Genomic DNA, 21,279 nt, shown 5'->3' with positions numbered 1-21,279 from the left:
AGCGCCAGCGCGCCGGCCGCCGCGTTCCCACCGAGCGCGCTGGAGCCCAGCGCACCGGACAGGGCGCCGGGCGCCGGGCTCACCGCGTTGGGCACTAGGCCGGTGGGCCCGATCAACGGGTGTCCCAGCAGTTTCTCGACGGGCGCGTTCACCGCACCCAACAAGGTCTTGGCGGCGTTGGCCTCGGCCGACGCATAGGCGTTGGCGCCGGCGCTCAGGGCCTGCGCAAACTGGTCGTGAAACGTCGCCAACTGCGCGCTGAGCCGCTGGTACACCTGACCGTGTGACGAGAACAGTGCGGCGACCTGCGCCGAGACGGCGTCGGCGGCCGACGCGGTGATTCCGGTCGTCGGAACCGCCGCCGCGGCGTTGGCCGCGCTGATTTCCGATCCGATGCCGGCGACATTCGAAGCCGCCGCTACCAGCGCCTCCGGCGCCGCGGCCAGATACGACATCGCGTCTGCACCCCCGTTCCACCGTGGTTTGGCTAGCGTATCTCGATCGGGTGCCAATCGTGGTGGATCGGCCAAGACGCAGCCCAGGCCGGTCAGTGGCGGACCCGGTCCTGCCGCTACTGTTGCGAATATGGCACCCGCCGAGTTTCGGACCAATGACGCGCGGACGGAAGTTGTACCAACGTGCCACTGACTTCGCGCCAGGAGTCCGCCGCTCTGCCTCACGCCGTGGTGCCGCCCAGACCCGACGCGTCGGCGCTGCGGCGGGTGTTGCGGCGGGCTCGTGACGGGGTTTCGCTGAATCTCGATGAGGCGGCCGTCGCGATGACGGCGCGCGGCGCCGACCTGGCCGACCTGTGTGCCAGCGCGGCGCGGGTACGCGACGCGGGTCTGGAGTCGGCCGGGCGGCGCGGCCCGGGAGGTCGGCTGCCGATCACCTACTCGCGCAAGGTCTTCATCCCTGTCACCCACCTTTGCCGCGACACCTGCCACTACTGCACCTTCGTCACCGTTCCGGGCAAGCTGCGCGCTCACGGCGCCGGGATGTACCTGGAACCCGGCGAGATCCTCGACGTGGCTCGGCACGGAGCCGAACTGGGTTGCAAGGAAGCATTATTCACACTCGGGGACCGTCCGGAGGATCGTTGGCCGGAGGCGCGGGAGTGGCTCGACGAACGCGGCTATGACTCCACGCTGTCCTACGTGCGCGCCATGGCGATACGGGTGCTGGAAGAAACCGGACTGCTTCCGCACCTCAACCCCGGGGTGATGAGCTGGTCGGAGATGTCGCGGCTCAAGCCGGTGGCGCCGTCGATGGGCATGATGCTGGAGACAACATCGCGGCGGTTGTTCGAAACCAAGGGTCTGGCTCACTACGGCAGCCCGGACAAAGACCCTGCGGTGCGCTTGCGCGTCCTGACCGACGCTGGCCGGCTCTCCATCCCGTTCACCACCGGCCTGCTGGTAGGCATCGGCGAGACGCTGGCCGAGCGCGCCGATACCTTGCATGCAATTCGCAAGGCGCACAAGGAGTTCGGTCATGTTCAGGAAGTGATCGTGCAGAACTTCCGGGCCAAGAAGCACACCGCCATGGCTGCGGTTCCCGACGCCGGAATCGACGATTACCGCGCGACGGTGGCCGTTGCGCGGCTGGTTCTCGGCCCCGGCATGCGCATTCAGGCGCCACCGAACCTGGTGTCCCGGGACGACTGCCTGGCGCTGATCGCCGCCGGTGTCGACGACTGGGGCGGCGTATCCCCGCTGACACCCGACCACGTCAACCCGGAACGGCCCTGGCCCGCGTTGGATGACTTGGCCGCCGTCACCGCGGAGTCCGGCTACGAGCTGGTGCAGCGGCTGACCGCGCAGCCTAGGTATGTGCAGGCGGGCGCGGCCTGGATCGACCCGCGGGTGCGCAAACATGTTGCCGCCCTTGCCGACCCGGCGACCGGCTTCGCGCGTGACGTCAAGCCGGTGGGCATGCCGTGGCAGGAGCCCGACGACATGGCATCTGCCGGCCGGCTGGATCTCAACGCGGCGATCGACACCGAGGGCCGTAGCACCGAAGCCCGCAGTGACCTCGACAGCGCCTTCGGCGACTGGGACTCCATCCGTTCGCAAGTGCAAGATCTGGCGGCTCGCGCACCCGAGCACATCGACACCGATGTCCTTGCCGCACTGCGTTCGGCGGAACGGGACCCCGCCGGCTGCACCGACGAGGAATACCTCGCCTTGGCCACCGCCGACGGTCCGGCGCTGGAAGCTGTTACCGCGCTGGCGGATTCGTTGCGTCGCGATGCCGTCGGCGATGACGTGACCTTCGTGGTCAACCGCAACATCAACTTCACCAACATCTGCTACACCGGCTGCCGGTTCTGTGCCTTCGCCCAGCGGAAGGGCGACGCCGACGCATACTCGCTGTCCGTCGACGAAGTCGCCGACCGCGCCTGGGAGGCCCATGTCGCGGGCGCTACCGAGGTGTGCATGCAAGGCGGCATCGACCCGGAGCTGCCGGTCACCGGGTACGCCGACCTGGTGCGCGCGGTCAAGACCCGGGTCCCGGAAATGCACGTGCACGCGTTTTCGCCGATGGAGATCGCCAACGGCGTGACCAAGAGCGGACTGAGCGTTCGCGAGTGGCTGATCAGCCTGCGCGAAGCCGGGCTGGGCACCATTCCCGGCACCGCCGCCGAGATTCTCGACGACGAGGTGCGCTGGGTGCTCACCAAGGGCAAGCTGCCGACGTCGCTATGGGTCGAGATCGTGAGCACCGCACACGAAGTGGGGCTACGGTCGTCGTCGACCATGATGTACGGGCACGTCGACACCCCCCGGCACTGGATCGCCCATCTCAACGTGCTGCGTGAAATCCAGGACCGCACCGGCGGCTTCACCGAGTTCGTGCCGCTGCCGTTCGTTCACCAGAATTCACCGCTGTATCTGGCGGGGGCGGCGCGGCCCGGGCCCACGCAGCGCGACAACCGGGCGGTGCACGCCTTGGCGCGGATCATGCTGCACGGCCGTATCGCCCACATTCAGACCAGTTGGGTGAAGCTCGGGGACAAAGGTACCCAGACAATGCTCAACGGCGGCGCCAACGACCTGGGCGGCACGCTGATGGAGGAGACGATCTCGCGGATGGCCGGCTCCGAACACGGCTCGGCCAAGACCGTCGCCGAACTGGTGGCCATCGCCCAGGGGATAGGCCGGCCGGCGCGCCAGCGCACCACGACCTACGCATCGCTGGCCGCGCAACAGCGCATAACAGCGCGGGCGTAACGCACACAAGATCCCCGGGTGGGAGTCTTGCGTGGCGCTACGCCCGCACGCCCAGAATCAGTAGTTGTTGCAGGACGCCGCGACCGACTCGACCAGCCCGACGTACTGCGCAGCCCCCGGCATCGCCTGCACCTGCGCGGCCATCTGCGCGCGCCGTGGCGGCGCCGCGGCCAGGAACGAATGCAGCCAGCCCTGCGCGATCGGCGAGGCGTTGAACTGAGCAGCGGCCCCCGGATCGGTGGCGTTCAGCGCCGCCATCACCTGGCCGTAGTTACAAGTAGTGTTGATGACCGCGTCCAGCGGGTCTGCGGACGCGACTCCGGCGCCAGCGCTCAGCGACAATGCCAACGCGCCGGCAGCGACAGTCAGTCCCTTCAACGACAGCCTCATGTTCGGACACCTTCCCAGTTATTGCACCGCCAACAAGACGTCGACGGCATCTGCCCAGCGGGTTGCCGTCTTCGGTCAAGATTAGCAGCCTCCGTGGGCTAACTCATATCAAACGTCTTATCGAGAACATCCTTCCCGGCGTAACTATCCGCAGGTCAGCGCCCTAATGGCGGCGATTTCACGCTCAGTGAAATCGGGCCCATCCGGTCCTGGCAGGGTCCCCGAGGGTCCCGCCCGGGTCACAGCCGGGCGGCAAGCTCGGTGCCCTGCTTGATGGCGCGTTTGGCGTCCAGCTCCGCGGCAACGGCCGCACCGCCGATGATGTGCGGGTCGACACCGCCACGTCGCAGCGCGCCTTCCAGATCCCGGACCGGCTCCTGGCCGGCGCAGACCACCACGGTGTCCACTGCCAGCACCCGGGGCCGCTGCCGGCGCGCGCCAAAGCTGATGTGCAGGCCCTCGTCGCCGATCCGCTCGTAGTTCACCCCGGAAAGCTGGTGGACGCCTTTGGCCCGCACCGACGCCCGGTGTACCCATCCGCTGGTCTTGCCGAGCCGCCTGCCCTGCGGACCTTTGGTGCGCTGCAGCAGGTAGACCTCGCGCGCCGGCGGGGCCGGTCGCGGCGTGGTCAGCGCTCCCCGGGCCTCCGGCGGGTTCGCGGCGCCCCATTCCTCCTTCCACAGCTTGAGGTTCAGCGTCGGCGAATGGTCGGTGACCAGGAGTTCGGTGACGTCGAATCCGATTCCCCCGGCGCCGATCACCGCCACCGCCTTCCCGACCGGCTTCGCGCCGGTGATCGCCTCGGCATAGGTCAGTACCCGTGGGTGGTCGATCCCGGGAATGGCCGGAATGCGCGGCACCACACCGCTGGCCAGGACGACGACGTCGTAGCCTGTCAGTTCGTCGGCGGTCGCCCGGGTGCCCAGCCGGACCGCGACGCCGTGCTTGTCGAGCATCGTCGAGAAGTAGCGGATCGTTTCGCTGAACTCCTCTTTGCCCGGGATGCGGCGGGCCAGATCGAACTGTCCGCCGATGAAGTGGTTGGCCTCGAACAGCGTGACCCGGTGGCCCCGCGCGGCGGCGTTGACCGCTGCCGCCAAACCGGCGGGACCGGCCCCGACCACGGCCACCGAGCGGGCGCGCCGCGTCGGCGACAACACCAACGTCGTCTCGTGTCCCGCCCGTGGATTGAGTAGGCACGACACCGCCTTCTTGGCGAATGCGTGGTCCAGGCAGGCCTGGTTGCAGGCGATGCAGGTGTTGATCTCCGCGGCTCGGCCCGACTCCGCCTTGGCCACCCATTCCGGGTCGCTCAACAGCGGCCGGGCCATCGAAATCAACCGCACCGGGGTCTCGGCCAGAATGTGTTCGGCGGCGTGAGGCATGTTGATCCGGTTGGAGGCCGCCACCGGGATGCTGACCTGTTCGGCGATGGCGCTGCTGATGTCGATGAACGCGCTGTTGGGCACCGAGGTGACGATCGTCGGCACCCGCGCCTCGTGCCAGCCGAAACCGGAGTTGATCAGGGTCGCGCCGGCAGCTTCCACTTCGGTTGCCAGCGCAACGATTTCGTCCCAGCTTTGGCCATCCTCGACGTAGTCGGCCATCGACATCCGATAACAGATGATGAAGTCGGCGCCCACCGCCGCGCGGGTGCGACGCACGATCTCCACCGGGAACCGGCGACGATTGGCCGGTGTGCCGCCCCAGGAATCGGTGCGTTTGTTGGTGCGCGGTGCCAGAAACTGGTTGAGCAGATACCCTTCGCTGCCCATGATTTCGACACCGTCGTAGCCGGCTTCGCGGGCCAGCTGCGCGCACCGCACGAACTCCGCGATGGTGGACTCGACACCGCGCGCCGACAGCGCCCGGGGCCGAAACGGGTTGATGGGAGCCTTGATCGACGACGCGCTGACCGAAAGCGGGTGGTAGGCATAGCGTCCGGCGTGCAGGATCTGCAACAGGATCTTGGCGCCCGCATCATGGACGGCGCCGGTGATCCGGCGGTGTCTTCGGGCTTGCGCCGTCGAGACCAGCTCCGAGGCGAACGGCAGCAGCCAGCCGGTGCGGTTGGGTGCGTAGCCGCCGGTGATGATCAGTCCGACCCCGCCTCTTGCGCGTTCGGCAAAGTACTCGGCGAGCCGGTCGGTACTGCCGACCCGGTCTTCCAGCCCGGTGTGCATCGAACCCATGACCACCCGGTTGCGCAGCGTGGTGAAACCGAGGTCTAACGGCGACAACAGGTTCGGGTACTGGCTCGTCAACGGGTACTCCTGCGGTAGTCGAGCTGCTCATCGAACCGGTCGCCGGCGACGAACGCGTGGGCCAGCCCCACCGGGGCAGCATAAATGTCACTCGGCCGCTGCGCGGCGCGGTGCAGACCGGCCGTGCCCTGACCGGCGTGCCAGTTGATTGACGTGTATGTGCAACGTCTAGTATCAGTAACCGAACGCTTCGCCGATCAGCGGCCCGAAGCCCGCGGTAAGGCAAGCAGCAGCCCCACACTGAGCAGTAGCTGAAGTACACGTTGAGGAGACGTCCGTGACATACGTGATCGCCGAGCCTTGCGTCGACATCAAGGACAAGGCATGCATCGAGGAGTGCCCGGTTGACTGCATCTACGAGGGTGCCCGGATGCTCTACATCCATCCCGACGAATGTGTCGACTGTGGCGCCTGTGAACCGGTTTGCCCGGTTGAAGCGATCTACTACGAAGACGACGTGCCGGATCAGTGGGGCCAGTACACGCAGATCAACGCCGACTTCTTCGACGAGCTCGGTTCGCCGGGCGGCGCGGCCAAGGTCGGGATGACCGAGAATGACCCGCAGGTGGTCAAGGATCTGCCGCCGCAGGGCGAAGAAGACTGACCGGGTCCCTAGCGCCCCGGCCTGGCCGGCGGGTGTCGGCGTCCCTGCCGGACTTTCCCTGGGACACCCTGGCCGACGCGAAGGCTCGGGCCGCCGCCCACCCGGACGGAATCGTCGACCTGTCCGTCGGTACCCCGGTGGACCCGGTCGCGCCGCTGATCCGGGAAGCGTTGGCGGCCGCCGGTTCCGAGCCGGGCTATCCCGCCACCGCGGGGACCGCGCGGCTGCGTGAGGCCGCGGTTTCGGCGCTGGCCCGCCGCTACGGCATCACCGGGCTGGCCGAGGCGGCGGTCTTGCCGGTGATCGGCAGCAAAGAGCTCATCGCCTGGTTGCCGACGCTGCTGGGTCTGGGTCCGCGCGACGTGGTGGTGGTGCCCGAGCTGGCGTACCCGACCTACGACGTCGGCGCCCGGTTGGCCCGGGCGCAGGTGCTGCGGGCCGACTCGCTGACCCAGCTCGGACCGCAAACCCCGGCACTGCTGTATCTGAACTCCCCGAGCAACCCCACCGGACGGGTTCTCGGGCTCGATCATCTGCGCAAGGTCGTGGGCTGGGCCCGCGACAGAGGCGTCCTGGTGGCATCCGACGAGTGCTACCTGGGTTTGGCCTGGGACGCGCAGCCGTTCTCGGTGCTGCATCCGGCGGTGTGCGACGGCGACCACACCGGTTTGCTTGCGGTGCATTCGCTGTCGAAGACGTCGTCGCTGGCCGGCTACCGGGCCGGTTTGGTCGCCGGGGATGCGACATTGGTCGCCGAATTGCTGGCGGTGCGCAAACACGCCGGGATGATGGTGCCCACACCCGTGCAGGCAGCCATGGTGGCCGCCCTGGACGACGACGACCACGAAAAGCGCCAGCGGGAGCGCTACGCCAACCGGCGTGGCGCACTGCTGCCGGCCCTGCGCTCGGCGGGTTTCGCCGTCGACCATTCCGAGGCCGGCCTGTACCTCTGGGCGACCCGCGGCGAGCCGTGCCACGACACGGTCGCATGGCTGGCCGAGCGCGGCATCCTGGTGGCGCCCGGTGATTTCTACGGACCGCGCGGTGCCCAGCACGTGCGGGTCGCGCTGACCGCCACCGACGACCGCATCGCCGCCGCGATACGGCGGCTCAGCTGAGTGGGCTCACCGCCAGGTCGTGCGCAGCTGGGTGGTGAGTGCCAGCGGGTTGTCGCCGCGGAACAGCTCGAGGATCGCCTGGCCCTCGGGGGAGTCGGCTCGCAGGTGCCGTGGTGGACCGATGTGCAATCGCCAGGACTGCAGCAGACACTCCAGTCGATCCTTGCGGCGGGTGAACCACTGCGGCACCCCGTGCCAGGCGATGGCGCCGGGCAGCGGCAGGCCGACGACGGCGCGGGCCGCGAACAGGCCCCGCGCAACGCGCCCGGTGGGCAGGGTGAGCATCTTGCGCCCGATGAGGTAGCGCGGTTCGGTCAGCGGGGCGAGTAGCTCGTCGAGGGCGGCGGTGAACCGCTGCGACTGCTCGGTGGGCACCCCGCCGAGTTCGCAGCGGATCCAGCCGTCGGGATCCACGGTGATTCGCAGCGCGTCGGATCCTCGGTGCGCACCGCCGGCGGCTTTCAGTGCATCCGCGACGGCCGCGGCCAGCTGTTCGAGCGCGTTGGGCGCCTGCGCCAGGCGACGGCTTTGGACACCGGCGGCCGCCACGAGTACGCCGGCGCCCGTAGCGATGATGGCTCCGGCCGCGGTGGCACCGGCGAGCGGGCCTGACCCGATCTCGGCAACCGCGACCGCTGTCCCGGCGCCGGCGCCAGCGACGTACATGCCCGCGACGGCAGCCGCTGTGCGCAGCGGATTACGTTGTCCCGGTACGGGTATGGCCAATGCCGACGCGCGGATGCCAGGTGCGGCGACCCCGGGAGAGCGATGGGATCGGATGCGGATGGTCGCGACGTCGACGCCTTGGTATGGCTCCCCGATGCGCCACCAGGCCCTGGCCTGGTCGCGTTCGGCGATGCGCTGCAGGGCTCGGGCGGTGATGGCGCCGGCGTCGGCAGCCGGGGGCCCGTAGGGCGACAGCGACAGGTCGCAGTGCGTCACACCCGACTCGATGACCGCCTGCGGACTTGCGGCGAAGTACGCGTCGTGTTTGCGCACCAGCCGCAGGTAGTCGGCGTCGCCGCGCGGGTGGTCGGGGCTGACGCAGCACACCGTCCAGTTGTCGGCCACCTTGTCGGCGTCGGCGGGATCTTTGCGCAGTGCCCGGCCGCGCATCTGGGTGATCGCTCCGGGGGTCGTCGCACTGGTCAAGTCCACGGTGACGTTGACCGCGGCGCAGTCCCAGCCCTCGCCCAGCAGGGCGCGGGTGCCGACCAGCACGCGGGCGCGTCCGGTCAGGAAGTATTCCGTGGCCAGCGTGACCCAGGCGCGGGGGCCGAAGGTGCCGTTGCCGCGCACGATCCGCAACCCGGGATGGGCCTGCAGCGCCTCGGTGCGCACCAGCGCGCCCCGGGCGGTGCAGAACGCGATCAGGTCGTCTTCGATCGCGGCCGGACAGGCGAAGGTTTGACCCGTCACCAGCAGGGGACGCAGCGGGGTGCCGCGCCGATTGTCGGAGGCGGCAAGCATCGCGGTGACTAGCTGTGCCGACCCGGACAGGTCGTTGACGGGTGCTCCTTTCAACGATGTGGGCAGCGTGCCGGTCATCGATTCGAAGTCGCACAGCACCAGGGCCCGCAACCTCGCTCCGAGCACGGCGTCCTCGGCATCGAGGATGTGGGTCGTCGCCGCGACCTTGGACTCCGACAGAGCGCACACCCGGTCCACCGGTGAGGTCGCGACCCGCACCCCGCGGCTGGTGAGCCGGTAACCCAGGCCGGGCAGCACCCGTTTGATCGCGGTCAGCGCCTGCGCGTCACGCGGATCGTCGCTGTCTTGCAGGTGGCCGACGGCGAAGTCGGTCAACACGGTGACCCAGTCGCGGGCGTCGGGCGCAACCCGGTGCTGTTCGCGCAGGCGGGCGCCATCGGGTAGCGGGATGAGGCCGTCGAAGGCGAAGCGCAACCCGCTTGCGGCAAGGGTGGGTTCGGCGCGTTCGAACGTCGACCACGCGATCTGGTTGCCGTCGCGCGTCGACCGGTCCACGATCCGGGTCCGCAGCCAGGCGGCCAGCGACATGCTGCCCACTTGTTGGTCGACCAGCGCCAGCATGAGATCGGCGAACCGAGCACGTTCGGTCGCCATCCAGGCCTGCTCCTCCGGTGTTGGCCCGGTCAGGTAGACCAGCTCCTGATAGGGGGCCAGGTCGCCTTCTTTGACCAAGGCAGGTGTGGGGACGACGAAATCGGCCGTGCCGAACAGCTCGTCATGCAGGGCGCGCTGCCACTCGGTGAGCGCGGTCGCCGGGGTCGCGGTCAGTCCGATCAGCGCTGTCCGTGGCCCCAGCACCGACACCAACGCCCCGACCAGCGCCCCCCACGCCGCCAGTAGGTGATGACACTCGTCGAGCACCAGCGTCCACGGTCCCAACGATGCGGCCCGCTCGATCAATGCCCTGCCGTTGGGGTGCAGCAGGTCCAGCAGGGCACGGCGGTCCCGAGTGCGCAGGATCGCCCGCCGCACCGTGGCATCCGTTTCGCCGTCGATGACCGCCAGCGACTGATACGTCAGCACGTTCATCGCCGAGGTCAGGGCACGGTCGGTGCCGCAGGCCGGCGCCGACGGATCGGGTGGCGGGAACCTGGTATTCCACGCCGCGGCCCACTGTGCCTGCACCGCCGTGTTGGGAACCAGAACCAGGGTGCGCCGTCCCACCCGGCGCGCAGCTTCCAGGCCGATCATCGTCTTTCCGGCGCCCGGCGGCAGCACCAGATACGACCGCTTGTCGCCGGTGGCGACGTCGGCGTCGAACGCGTCCAATGCCTGCTGCTGGTACCGTCGCCATTCGCCGACGAAGCCGCGGGAGTGCAGGTCACGGCCGGGCTCCACGAGTGCCCACCCTAACCAACCCTCAAACAGGCACCGGCTTGGCAGAATGCACCGAACGTATCGCCAGCGCTCAGCGAGCGCTGCGCCTCGGGTAAGGAGTGGTCGTGACCGCATCGGCTGGTAATCCGGCTGCCAAGCCGGCGATCCCGCTGTCGCTCGGCGACATAGTCAAGCGGGTCTTTCTGGGCAAACCGCTCATCACCGAGAATCTGGCAGCCGAGAAGCTATCGAATCCCGTTGCGCTGGGCGCACTCTCGCCGGATGCCATCTCATCGACGGCCTATGGTCCGGAGCAGATCCTGATCGAGCTGCTGCCGAATGCCGGGCTGGCGGCCTTCGCGTTGCTGTTGCCCACCACGGGCGTCATCCTGCTGATCCTGGTGCTGGTCACGGCTTCGTATCGGCAGGTGGTGATCGCCTACACCCGGGCCGGTGGTTCCTACATCGTGGCGCGGGAGAATTTCGGACCGCGCGTCGCGCAGATCGCGGCGGCGGCACTGCTCATCGATTACGTGGTTACCGTCGCCGTGCAGTCGGCGGCCGGGACCGTCGCGGTGGTGTCAGCCATCCCGGCGTTGGGTCCCTACAGCCTGGAAATCACGGTCGGTGTGGTGATTGTCATCTGTTACGCGAACCTGCGGGGCATGCGGGAAGCCGGACTGCCGTTCGCGGCGGCGACGTACTTCTTCGTCATCATGATCGCCTTGACCATCATCACCGGTGTCGTCCGCCAAATATTTTGGGAATTACCGATGTACGATCCCGCGCAGCTACCGGGGACGGTACCCGTCCACCAGGGGAACGGGTTGGTGATGGGTGCAACCATCCTGGTTGTGCTGCGCGCATTCGCCAACGGCGGTTCGTCGCTGACGGGCGTGGAGGCAATCTCCAATACCGTCGATGTATTCCGGAAACCGCAGGGCCGCAATGCTCGTCGGGTTCTCACCACGATGGCCGGCATCCTCGGTTTCCTGCTGGCCGGTGTGGCCTACCTTGCCTACGCCACCCACGCGACTCCCTACCGCACTGAATATCCGTCGGTGCTTTCCCAAATCGGGCGAGCGGTGTTCGGCACCGGGGTGATCGGACACGTCTTGTTCATTCTGGTCCAAGCCTCGACCGCGGCAATCCTGTTCACCGGCGCGAACACCAGCTTCAACGGGTTTCCGGCGCTGGCCAGTTTCGTCGCCGAAGACCGGTTCCTGCCCCGGCAGCTGACCAAACGTGGTTACCGCCTGGTGTTTTCGAACGGCATCATCACCCTGACGGCGCTATCGGTGGCGCTGCTGGTGATCACCGGCGGGTCGGTCAACGCGCTGGTCCCGTTCTACGCGATCGGCGTGTTCACCGGGTTCTCGATGGCCGGTTACGGGATGACCAAACACCACCTGACTCAACGCGAACCCGGATGGCGTTACCGGTTGGCGATCAACCTGTCGGCGGGAATCTTGTCGACGGTCGTGGTGGGCATTTTCGCGGTGGCGAAGTTCACCGAGGGTGCCTGGCTGGTCGTCGTCGTGTTTCCGATACTGGTGTTCTTCCTGATGCGGCTCAACCGCGAATACCGGGCCGAGGCGGCCATTCTCGAGATGTTCCGCACCGACCGTCCCGAGGTGGTGAGGTATGCCCGGCACCGGGTGTATGTCCTCGTGAGCTCGGTCGATCTCTCGGTGCTCGAGGCGTTGCGGTACGGAAAAGGACTTCGGGCCGACGAGCTGATCGCGGTGCATTTCATGGTCGATGCGGCCCACGCGGCGCAGCTGCGTAAGCGCTGGGATCACTTCGACCTCGACACCCCGTTGCGGGTGGTGGACTGTCCGGATCGGCGCATCAACCGGGCGGCGCAGCTGCTGGTTGCCCAAGCGCGCGATGAACATCCAGATACCAACGTGACGGTGTTGTTGCCACGCCGAACCTTCGCGCCGGTGCTGGGGCGGCTGCTGCACGACCGCACCGCGGACAAGATCGCGCGGGCTGTCAGCCTGATCCCGGACGCCGCGGCCACGATCGTGCCCTACGACGTCCAGTCCCGGATCAGGGAGGCCTACCCGGACGGCTTCGAGCAACGGGTGGCACGAGTCCTGGACAGGTTCGAAGCGTGGGTTTCCCGGGGCGACGGGTCGGCCGGCTACGCCTACGAGCATCCCGAGCGGCCGTCGTCGGTGATCACCGTGGAAGGGCTGATTCCCGGGCAGCGCGCCACCATCGAAGGGCGGGTCAGTCAGGTCGAGGACATCAGCAAACGCGGGCGAACCCAGCGATGGATTCTGGTGGGCGACGAGAGCGGGGACATCCGGATCGCGTTTCGCGATGGGCGCGGCGGCGCCGACATCCAGCCGGGCCAGCTGGTGCGGATCACCGGCAAGGCCCGCCAGAGCGGCAACCGGCCGATGTGGATGCTCGAACCCGGCTACCACGTGCTGGAGGAGCCGCCGACGAACCCGGATGCCGGAAACGCCGGAGCAGCGCAACAGGTCGGCAGACGGTAACGGGCACATGTGCCCGCCGGCGGCACCCAGTGCGCCGGGCTATCCGCCGGACAGCGGACGCGGCATCGTGAAACGGCGACGCCCCGTCCGCAACACCGGGGTGCCGACGCGTCGAGCGACGTTGCCGCTCATCGGCCCCATGCCGGGCAGCCGGTTGGAGCTGGCGCGCGGTGAGTCTTGGCTGCCCGCCGGAACAGCGCGCAGACCGGTTCCGCGGGGCTGCGGCAGCGTATCGCCAACGCTGGGCTGCGAGCTGGCCGTCGTCCAGCTCTGCGGGACGGACAAGCGTCCCACGGTCGCAGCGCGCCCCACCCCGGCAAGTACGACACCGTTTTGTCCGGCGCGCACGGTGGGTGCCCGGGTAATGGGAAGGGCCTTGGCTTCGGCCTGGACGTCGGAGCGGTAAAGCCCGGTACCGAATCGCCCCGCCGAGGTGACGGTGCGGCTGAGGGCGGCGGCAAGATTCGCCGGGCCGGTGAGCGCATTGAAGTCGCCGACGAGCGTAACCAACAAGGTCGGCCAGAACATCCATCGAGAGTCCGAATGCCCCGCTGTTGCCAGGGTTTGCAGCAGCTGGGCCACCATTTGGCACAGCTTGGCGTGTTCGGCGCTCGAGGTGGCAACCAGATGCGCCGCCGCGGCCACTTCGTCAGCTAGTCCGCCGCCGGTTGTGCTCTGCGGCGGAGCGCTGAGCGGCACCGGTTGCGTGGCAACCAACGACGAAGCGGCATAGCAGTACATCGCTGTCGCGTCCTGAGCCCACATCTCCACGTAGGCGGCCTCGGTGGCGGCGATCATCGGGGTGTTCTGACCGAAGAAGTTGGTTGCCACTAGCGTCGCAAGCAGGATGCGGTTGGCAGCCACCACTTCCGGCGGCACCGTCGCGGCGTAGGCCGCCTCGTACGCGGCCGCCGCTGCCCGAGCCTGATTGGTGATGTGTTCAGCCTGCGCCGCCGTCGTCAGCGCCCACGCCACATACGGTGCGACGGCGCCGGCCATGGCGATCGCCGCGGCGCCCGACCAGCTGGTGTCCAGCAGCTCCGACAGCACTGTGGAATACCCGGCCGCGAACAGCTCCAGTTGCGCGGCGAGCGCCGCCCACGCCGACGCGGCGGCCAGCAGCGGTCCCGAGCCTGGCCCGGAATACATTCTGGCCGAATTGATCTCGGGAGGCAGTATCCCGAAATCAAGCATCGGCACCCTTTCTGTGCATGGACGGTCCGGGTTTGGGTAACCGACGTACTAGCCGCCGAGCGACGGGCGTGGCATCTTGAACCGGCGCGGCTCTACGCGCAATACGCTGCCGACGGTGGGACGCGTCGAGAACCCCGCTATCGGCCCCATGCCCGCCGTCGGCGGCCCGGTGAGCATCTCCGGTGTCTCCGACCATGACGGGCCGCCGTCGAGTTCGCTGTCGGACAACCACATCGGCTCGTCGGCAGCCGCCACGGCGGGTGGATTTGCCGTCGCCCAGCCCTGCGGAACAGACAGCCGCCCGACCGGTGTCGCGTTACCCACACTCACCGTCACCTGGCCGCGAAGGGTTGCCGGGCCAACCGATTCCGCGCCCTTGGCGATCGCTTTCGCGGCGCCGCCGCCGGCCTGAATCCCGGATCGGTAGGCCCCGGTCAGGAAGCTTCCGGCCGACGTGCTGGTACGGCTGAAATTCGAGGCCAAACTCGCCGGGCCGGCCAGCGTGTTGAAGGCGCTGAAGGCCGCAAGTATCGTCGATGGCCCCAGCCACCAGGAATGGGCCGAATGACCACCCGCTGCCAGGGCTTGCAGCTGTTGTGACACCGTCGACATCAATTGCGTCAGGCTGGTCTGAGCCTTGCCGGCGGCCGATGCGGCGCCGGCTTGGGCCACCGCGGCGGATTGGGCCGCTTGCCCGGTGACGTTCGTGGTCTGGGGTGGGTCCCGGAAAGGAATCAGTTTGGTCGCCGCCGACGACGCGGCGGCGTAACCGTACATCGCCGCCGCATCCTGCGCCCACATCTGCTCGTACTCGGATTCGGTCGCGGCGATGGCCGTGGTGTTCTGGCCCAGAACATTGGTTGCCACCAGCCGCGCCAACTGGTCGCGGTTGGCGATCACCAGCGCCGGCGGCACCGTCGCGGCGAACGCAGCCTCATAAGCGGCTGCTGCCGCACGCGCCCCGCCGGCAGCCTGCTCGGCCTGTGCTCCCGTTGACGCCGCCCATGCCAGGTATGGTGCGACGGCACTGCCCATTGCCGCCGACGCACTGCCCGACCAACTTTCGCCTTGCAGCTGCGAGATCACGACGCAGTACCCGCGCGATGTGGACTCCAATCCTGCGGCGAGTGCCTCCCAGGCTGCGGCGGCCGTCAGCATTGACGCCGAGCCAGGACCCGAATACATTCTGCCCGAGTTGATCTCGGGCGCCAGGGCCCCGTAGTCAAGTATCAGTTTTTTCACCTTCCTCAGTTCCGCCTCAGTTCCGATCGGGTCGCGACAAGCCGAGCCGCGGGACTCGCTGAGCGCGCGTGGCTAGGTCAGGCAATCGGCGGCTGACCGGGATGTTGCCAAACACAACGGACGCCCCTGCAGCGGTTGTGTTGCAACGATTGTGGCTGTCAACGACGACCACGCGCAGTCAAGGGCGAGCAGGGCTGCCAACGCATTGTTGACCATCCGCCGCGTCCTCACCTCGACGGCGCACGTCTCACTGACCAGTCAATAGTCGCATGCAATTATTGCATATGGACATCAAACCCTGACGATGCACAGCAGATTTACAGCTAGCCTTCGGGTGTAACGATGCGATCTGAAGGCCCGGCGTCGAAGAGCTTTCTGGAAAGCCTGACCGGCATGGCACGAATTGCATTGGGGGTGGAAGTATTTCGAATCACGGATTGCCGGCGGCGGGACATGTCCCCGGCGACTCTGTCTCGGCAGTGTTTGACGACTGGGTTTCAATGTAGTACGCAAGTTCGGATATCATTGTGCAGCAAGCTATTTCGACGCATCAGGAGAGTGCCGCAATCCGGCTGAGGGCTACATCGGCGGAAAGCGGTGCGGCTCTGCATCATCGCCGCTGCTGGAGCGTCGGCCGTGGCTAAGACGAACCGGGCCGAGCCGCGTCCGAGTGATGTCCTGAGTGAGGTGAAGCCTCAGCTCGACTGGCAGTCCTGGCCAAGTGAGCTGAAAATCTCCTGTGCGTCAGTGATGTCCAGTTGTCGGGTGGCCGCGATTGGGCTTCACTGTCGGGTGGTCGGTGTGACGGCGTGCAGCGGTGCTCGTGTTCGTCATTGCCCAGGTGTCACCGGTCGTCGTCAAAACCCCCTTAGAACCGCATTGCGTGGCTGTCCGATCGGGTAGTCATTCGTGACGCGGAGGAAGAGCAAGCGCACCGACTCACTGTTGCCTGATCTTCCTGAATGAATGCACACTAAGCCACCAGGTATTGCCGCTCGGTGGTACGCCGACATCGTCTGTGAAAGGTTAGTACCGTATGGCGCGACCACACCGCATCGCGGATTGGGATGCGGAGGACGCCGCCGCCTGGCGCGACGGCAACGACGTGATCGCCCGTCGCAATCTGTTTTGGTCGAACGTGACCGGGCACATCGCCTTCTCCATCTGGTACCTCTGGTCGGTGATGGTGCTGTTCATGCCGGAGAGCGTCTACGGTTTTTCGACCGGCGACAAGCTGCTGCTGGCGGCCACCGCAACGTTCGTCGGGGCGATCGTGCGCATCCCGTATGCGATGGCGACCACCAGGTTCGGCGGACGCACCTGGGCCGTGTTGTCGTCACTGGTGTTGCTGATCCCCACCGTCGGCGCGATGGTGTTGCTGGCTAACCCCGGCTTGCCGTTGTGGCCATATCTCGTGTGCGCCGCGCTCACCGGATTGGGCGGCGGCAACTACGCCGCATCGCTGGCGCACATCGAAGCCTTCTACCCGCAGCGGCTCAAGGGCTTTGCGCTGGGCTTCACCGGGGGTTTCACCAACCTGGGGTCGGCGGCCATTCAGGCAGTCGGGCTCGTGGTGCTGGCGACCGCCGGCCACCAGGCGCCCTACTTGGTGTGCGCCGTTTACCTGGTGCTGCTGGCCGTTGCGGCTGTCGGCGCGGCACTTTTCCTGGACAACCTCAGCCACGTGATCGACGTGGGCCACGTGCGATCGGTTCTGCGGGTTCCCGACTCGTGGGCAATCTCGTTTCTCTACCTGTGCTGCTCCGGATCGTTCCTGGGCTTCGCGTTCGCTTTCGGGCAGGTGCTGGTACATAATTTCGTGGCCGCGGGGCAAACCCACGCGCAGGCGTCGCTGCACGCGGCGGAGATTGCCTTCATCGGCCCGCTGTTGGGATCGGTGGCGCGGATAGTCGGCGGCAGGTTGGGCGACCGCTTTGGTGGCGGCTACGTCACCCTCAGTGCGTTGGCAGCCATGGCGGGAGCCGGTGGGTTTCTGGTCGCGGTCAGCACCCACGACGACCTCACTCAGGGCACTCGCGGAGGGCCCACCGTTCATACGATGATCGGCTACGTCTTTGGCTTCATCACGCTGTTCATCTGTTGCGGCATAGGCAAGGGCTCGGTGTTCAAGCTGATCCCGTCGATTTTTCAGAATCGCAGTCGCGCGCTGAACGTCACCGCCGCCCAACGCCGCGACTGGGAGCGAGTGATGTCGGGAGCGTTGATCGGGTTCGCCGGGACACTCGGCGGGCTGGGTGCCATGGGGGTCAACCTGGTGCTGCGGCAGTCGTATGTGAGCGCCGGCACCGAAACCCCGGCATTCTGGGTCTTCCTGCTCTGCTATATCGGCGCCACGACGTTGACCTGGTGGCGCTACGTGCGGCCGCACGGTTCGAGCCCGCCGATATCGAAACCCCCGCGACGAATGGGCCGCAATCAAAACGGAGTGGGAAATGCCGCTACCGAAGCGACTACCGCCGGCTAAGGCCGCTTTTCACAGTGAGGACGATGGGGCTGCATGGTGAGCCGGTCACGAGTGTTGGCTTGGTGACGAGACCACGTCCTTCGGAAAGGTAGTCGGCATATTCCGGTCGTCATCGATGGGTGTGCGTGACCGGGCCGCTTTCCACCGGTCCGCGGTGTGGCCTCAAGCTGGCGCGATGGGTTGCTCTTGCGCAGTTTGGGCGCCATACACCGAGTAATTCTTGGTTACCAGCCGGACACTCATTCTGAACCGTTGTTGACGTATCAGTATTGCTGCTTCAATGATAACTAATCCTTATGAACCTATTGACGGTATCGATCGACGGATTCACCCAAATTCTCCTAATGTTGGCGCGTTCAGGACAACGAGCCGAAAGGTGTGGGGATTGGCATTGTGGGCGGTTCACGAGGGGTTATCTCCGCAGGTGGCGATCGCTGCCCAAGGAGCAGAAGAGCTGGATCTGGCTGGAATCGATGTAGCTGAAGCCGCCGCTAGCTGCGCCGCCGGCGACGCGCTGGCCGCGGCGTCGTATCTGGCGTCGGGCGGTGCGTCGTGAACTCTGCGCTGTGGATGGCTGCGCCGCCGGAGGTGCATTCGGCGTTGTTAGCAGCCGGTCCAGGGCCTGAGCCGCTATTGGCGGCCGCGGGTTCGTGGACGTCCTTGAGCGCTGAATACGCTTCTGTGGCAGACGAACTCAGCTCGGTTCTGAGCGCCGTGGCGACCGGGGCATGGCATGGTCCCAGCATGGACAGCTGCCTGGCCGCGTATGTGCCGTACGTGGACTGGCTGATGATGACCAGCGCCGAATGCGCCGAAGTGGGGGCCACCCACGAGACAGCCGCCACAGCCTACGTCAGTGCGCTGGCCGTGATGCCGACCCTGGGTGAGTTGGCCGCCAATCATGCCACCCACGCGGTGTTGTCGGCGACCAATTTCTTTGGCATCAACACCATCCCGATTGCGCTCAACGAGGCTGACTACGTGCGCATGTGGATCCAGGCCGCGGCCACCATGAGCGTGTATCAGGCAGCGTCTGTTGCGGCGCTGGTGTCCGTGCCGCACACCATCCCAGCGCCAGTGGTGGTCAAGCCCGGCGCTGGCACTGCCGGCAACATTGCGGCCGCCGGCGAGCAGACCCTCACGCCATTCCCATGGCAACAAATATGGGACTATATACAGCTTATGTTCGCTTTTATGAAGATGGATTGGGAATTTATCGGGTTGGACTGGGGCTTCATCAAGTTACTAATCCCACTGGTAATTCAAGACATTATTCAGTGGAATCTTTCAGCAGCTCTTGCCGGATTAAAGCTGATTGCCAGCGATTTGTGGCAGATCGGCACCCACTTTTTCAACATCATATACACGGCGTGTGAGATTCCTTTGGGCGTCGCCAACATGGTCATTCAGTGGATTGCGCAGAATTTGTTTGTTGACGCTGGGATAGTCGCGTTGGCCGGTAGCGTTGCCCCGAGCATGAACGCGTTGACGGGCGTATCCGCGATGGCTGAGGTTGGTCTGCTCCCGGCAGCTGCGGTTGCGGTCAGCGGTGTAGCTCCGGCGGGACTGGGCGCTTCGGCATCGGTGGTGCCGCCGGCGCAGTTGGCGTCGCTGGCGGCCTCGGGTAATGGCGGGGGCGCGGTGGGGTTTGCCGGGACTGCGCCCACTGAGTCCGTCGGGTCGGCTGGCGGGTTGGTCGCCATTGGTGTTGGCGAGGGTCCGACGGTGCCGATGCTGCCGACGGCCTGGAACCCGGATATGGCCGGCGTGCACTAGGCATGCACCACGCAGGCCGGCAGATCAAGTGAAGGACAGCCCAGCAGGGCGTCAGTCATACCCAGGGTCACGACCTACGAGGTAACGCTCTTTCATCATCGATGTCAGACCCGGCTGCGATGGCGTGGTTATGTCTTCGACCGCCTCCTTGGGCTGTGCGCCGATGCTGCCGAAGGAGCGTTCGGCGGTGTTGTTTGCGGAGTTGGCGGAGTTGGCCGGTCAGCGCAATGCGATTGATGGGCGCATTGTGGAGAAGATCGCCGCGGAGATGGATCGCGACCAGCTGTGCGCGGGATGAGGGGTGCGCGGTCGGTGGCGGCGTTGCTGGCCTGGAAGCTCGGCTCGTCGTCGACCAATGCCCACACGATCACCACGGTGGCGGGCCGGCTCGAGGAGTTCCCACGGTGTGTGGCGGGCATGCGGGAGGGTTGGTTGTCGCTGGATCAGGCCGGGGTCATCGCGGTTCGCGCCGGTGCGGGATCGGAGGAGCATTACCTGCAGCTGGCCCGGGTGGCCACGGTCAACCAGCTGCGTACCGCGGTCAAACTGGAACCGCGACCCCAACCCGATCCTGGGCCGCAGCCGCCGCCCTCGATCACCAAGACCACCATCGAGCAGGGCAGCTGCTATCGGATCAAACTTGCCCACCACGACGCAGCGAAATTCGACGCCGCGCTGGCGTCTTATCGTGTGGCGCTGATCGGCGAGTGGAACCACGATCACCAGCGTGCGATCCATCAAGAGATATCAACGCGGGGAGAACCCGCGGCTCGGTGAGGCCAAGCAAGTCGCCGATGCCCTCGACTGCGACCTTCATGAGGTATGGCCCGACAAATCCCGGTGCCGTCCCCGCCCAGTTCAGCGACCGTCGCGGTCAGTGTGTACGGCAGCCGGGCCGATGTCCCGGTCAGCGTGTGGAAGGAGCTCTTTTAAGAAACGCCGTCGAGCACATCGACATCCTGGTCTACGGCGGCACATTCTTGTTCGACGGCCTGCCCCGCTTCACCAAGATTCTGGCCGCCGCCACCAAACGCGGCGTGGCGGTCCGCTTCATCATCGGTGATGCCAAATCCACCGCCGTCGCGCAGCGCGGCGAAGAGGAACGCATCGGAGCCGCCCTGGCCGCGCGTTGTCAGATGACATTGGCGCGCCTGCAACCGCTTTCGGACACTCCCGCAATGGAAATCCGCACTCACACCACACCGCTGTATACATCTATGTTCCGCGCCGATGACACGCTTATCGCCAACCCGCATCTCTACGGCGCGCCCGCCAGCGACAATCCCGCCATCGTCATCAAACGCGACGACGCCCCAGACCTATGGAACAACCACAACTCGCCTTGAACGGGTTTGGAACACCCCTCTCTGTCTAACCTGTGTGAGACGTTGAAGTAGATGAGTCTTCTGTTGAGAAGCAGGGCGAGGACTGGATTCTGATTCCGTGACGATGACACTGGCCGATACCGCCGCGGTGGCGGTGGCCGATGATGGGAACGTGGGTAGCGGCAAGGGGCCGCGTGAGAAGCGGCCGAAACGGCGGACGTTCACCGCGGAGTACAAGCTCGGCATTCTCGAGCAGTACGAGTTGCTGACCGAGCCGGGTGCCCGGGGGGCGCTGCTGCGCAAGGAGGGTTTGTACTCCTCGCACATCAC

The 21,279-nt window shown here is 66.7% G+C and carries 14 protein-coding genes and 2 pseudogenes; 10 read left to right on the top strand and 6 right to left on the bottom strand.

What is annotated here, in order from left to right; translation table 11 throughout:
* On the bottom strand, positions 1–455 hold a 455-nt coding region (locus B4U45_RS29005), incomplete at its 3' end, for a PE family protein (protein ID WP_244899355.1).
* Between the two features lie 183 nt (positions 456–638).
* On the opposite strand from B4U45_RS29005, the gene B4U45_RS07270 reads away from it, so the two are divergent.
* On the top strand, positions 639–3,233 hold the full coding sequence (locus B4U45_RS07270) for a bifunctional FO biosynthesis protein CofGH (RefSeq protein WP_075548583.1): 2,595 nt from the start codon (positions 639–641) through the stop codon (positions 3,231–3,233).
* Between the two features lie 57 nt (positions 3,234–3,290).
* On the opposite strand, the gene B4U45_RS07265 is transcribed toward B4U45_RS07270, so the two are convergent.
* Entirely contained in the window at positions 3,291–3,623 is a 333-nt protein-coding gene (locus B4U45_RS07265; protein WP_075548584.1) for a hemophore-related protein, read from the bottom strand.
* A 239-nt stretch (positions 3,624–3,862) separates the two neighbouring features.
* On the bottom strand, positions 3,863–5,887 hold the full coding sequence (locus B4U45_RS07260) for an NADPH-dependent 2,4-dienoyl-CoA reductase (protein ID WP_075548585.1): 2,025 nt from the start codon (positions 5,885–5,887) through the stop codon (positions 3,863–3,865).
* 277 nt (positions 5,888–6,164) lie between these two features.
* On the opposite strand from B4U45_RS07260, the gene fdxA reads away from it, so the two are divergent.
* Both fdxA and dapC read left to right on the top strand, forming a co-directional pair.
* Positions 6,165–6,491: a ferredoxin gene (gene fdxA, locus B4U45_RS07255; protein ID WP_075548586.1), complete on the top strand. Its 327-nt coding sequence runs from the start codon at positions 6,165–6,167 to the stop codon at positions 6,489–6,491.
* A 32-nt stretch (positions 6,492–6,523) separates the two neighbouring features.
* Entirely contained in the window at positions 6,524–7,609 is a 1,086-nt protein-coding gene (dapC, locus tag B4U45_RS07250; RefSeq protein WP_075548587.1) for a succinyldiaminopimelate transaminase, read from the top strand.
* Positions 7,610–7,615: 6 nt separating this feature from the next.
* On the opposite strand, the gene B4U45_RS07245 is transcribed toward dapC, so the two are convergent.
* Complete coding sequence (locus tag B4U45_RS07245; protein ID WP_083154617.1) at positions 7,616–10,438, bottom strand: DEAD/DEAH box helicase family protein; 2,823 nt, start codon at positions 10,436–10,438, stop codon at positions 7,616–7,618.
* Positions 10,439–10,542: 104 nt separating this feature from the next.
* Between B4U45_RS07245 and B4U45_RS07240 the strand changes: the two genes are divergently transcribed.
* Positions 10,543–12,927 carry an amino acid permease gene (locus B4U45_RS07240; RefSeq protein ID WP_083154623.1) on the top strand — a complete coding sequence of 795 codons (2,385 nt, stop codon included), beginning with the start codon at positions 10,543–10,545 and terminating at the stop codon, positions 12,925–12,927.
* Positions 12,928–12,966: 39 nt separating this feature from the next.
* Here the strand turns inward: B4U45_RS07240 and B4U45_RS07235 are convergent, their stop codons facing one another.
* Together B4U45_RS07235 and B4U45_RS07230 are read right to left on the bottom strand one after the other, a co-directional pair.
* Complete coding sequence (locus tag B4U45_RS07235) at positions 12,967–14,121, bottom strand: PPE family protein (protein ID WP_082275557.1); 1,155 nt, start codon at positions 14,119–14,121, stop codon at positions 12,967–12,969.
* A gap of 48 nt (positions 14,122–14,169) precedes the next feature.
* Positions 14,170–15,351: a PPE family protein gene (locus tag B4U45_RS07230; RefSeq protein ID WP_075548595.1), complete on the bottom strand. Its 1,182-nt coding sequence runs from the start codon at positions 15,349–15,351 to the stop codon at positions 14,170–14,172.
* Positions 15,352–16,399: 1,048 nt separating this feature from the next.
* On the opposite strand from B4U45_RS07230, the gene B4U45_RS07225 reads away from it, so the two are divergent.
* From B4U45_RS07225 to B4U45_RS07200, 6 genes and pseudogenes are all read left to right on the top strand, one after another.
* Positions 16,400–17,848: an MFS transporter gene (locus tag B4U45_RS07225; protein WP_075548590.1), complete on the top strand. Its 1,449-nt coding sequence runs from the start codon at positions 16,400–16,402 to the stop codon at positions 17,846–17,848.
* A 385-nt stretch (positions 17,849–18,233) separates the two neighbouring features.
* A complete protein-coding gene (locus B4U45_RS07220; RefSeq protein WP_371687254.1) occupies positions 18,234–18,404 on the top strand; it encodes a hypothetical protein in 171 nt (56 codons plus the stop codon).
* Positions 18,401–19,624 (top strand): PPE family protein, encoded by a 1,224-nt coding sequence (locus B4U45_RS07215; protein WP_075548591.1) that lies wholly within the window; start codon positions 18,401–18,403, stop codon positions 19,622–19,624. Before B4U45_RS07220 ends, B4U45_RS07215 begins: the two co-directional genes overlap by 4 nt.
* 130 nt (positions 19,625–19,754) lie before the next feature.
* Positions 19,755–20,356, top strand: a pseudogene (locus B4U45_RS07210) (DUF222 domain-containing protein); the annotation flags it as partial.
* Positions 20,357–20,538: 182 nt separating this feature from the next.
* The gene (locus B4U45_RS07205) at positions 20,539–20,970 is read left to right on the top strand and encodes a phospholipase D-like domain-containing protein (RefSeq protein ID WP_075548592.1); all 432 of its coding nucleotides are present in this window, start codon (positions 20,539–20,541) and stop codon (positions 20,968–20,970) included.
* A 103-nt stretch (positions 20,971–21,073) separates the two neighbouring features.
* Positions 21,074–21,279 (top strand): annotated as a pseudogene (locus B4U45_RS07200) (IS3 family transposase); the annotation flags it as partial.

It is taken from the genome of Mycobacterium persicum, assembly GCF_002086915.1.
Lineage (GTDB): Bacteria > Actinomycetota > Actinomycetes > Mycobacteriales > Mycobacteriaceae > Mycobacterium > Mycobacterium persicum.
Note: the sequence above shows the minus strand (reverse complement) of the source record. Positions and strands in the feature narration are given on the sequence as shown.

Excerpts from the sequence above, each read along its gene's own strand:
- B4U45_RS07235 (WP_082275557.1), bottom strand. The coding sequence starts at position 14,121 with ATGCTTGATTTCGGGATACTGCCTCCCGAGATCAATTCGGCCAGAATG.
- B4U45_RS07225 (WP_075548590.1), top strand. The coding sequence starts at position 16,400 with ATGGCGCGACCACACCGCATCGCGGATTGGGATGCGGAGGACGCCGCC.
- B4U45_RS07265 (WP_075548584.1), bottom strand. The coding sequence starts at position 3,623 with ATGAGGCTGTCGTTGAAGGGACTGACTGTCGCTGCCGGCGCGTTGGCA.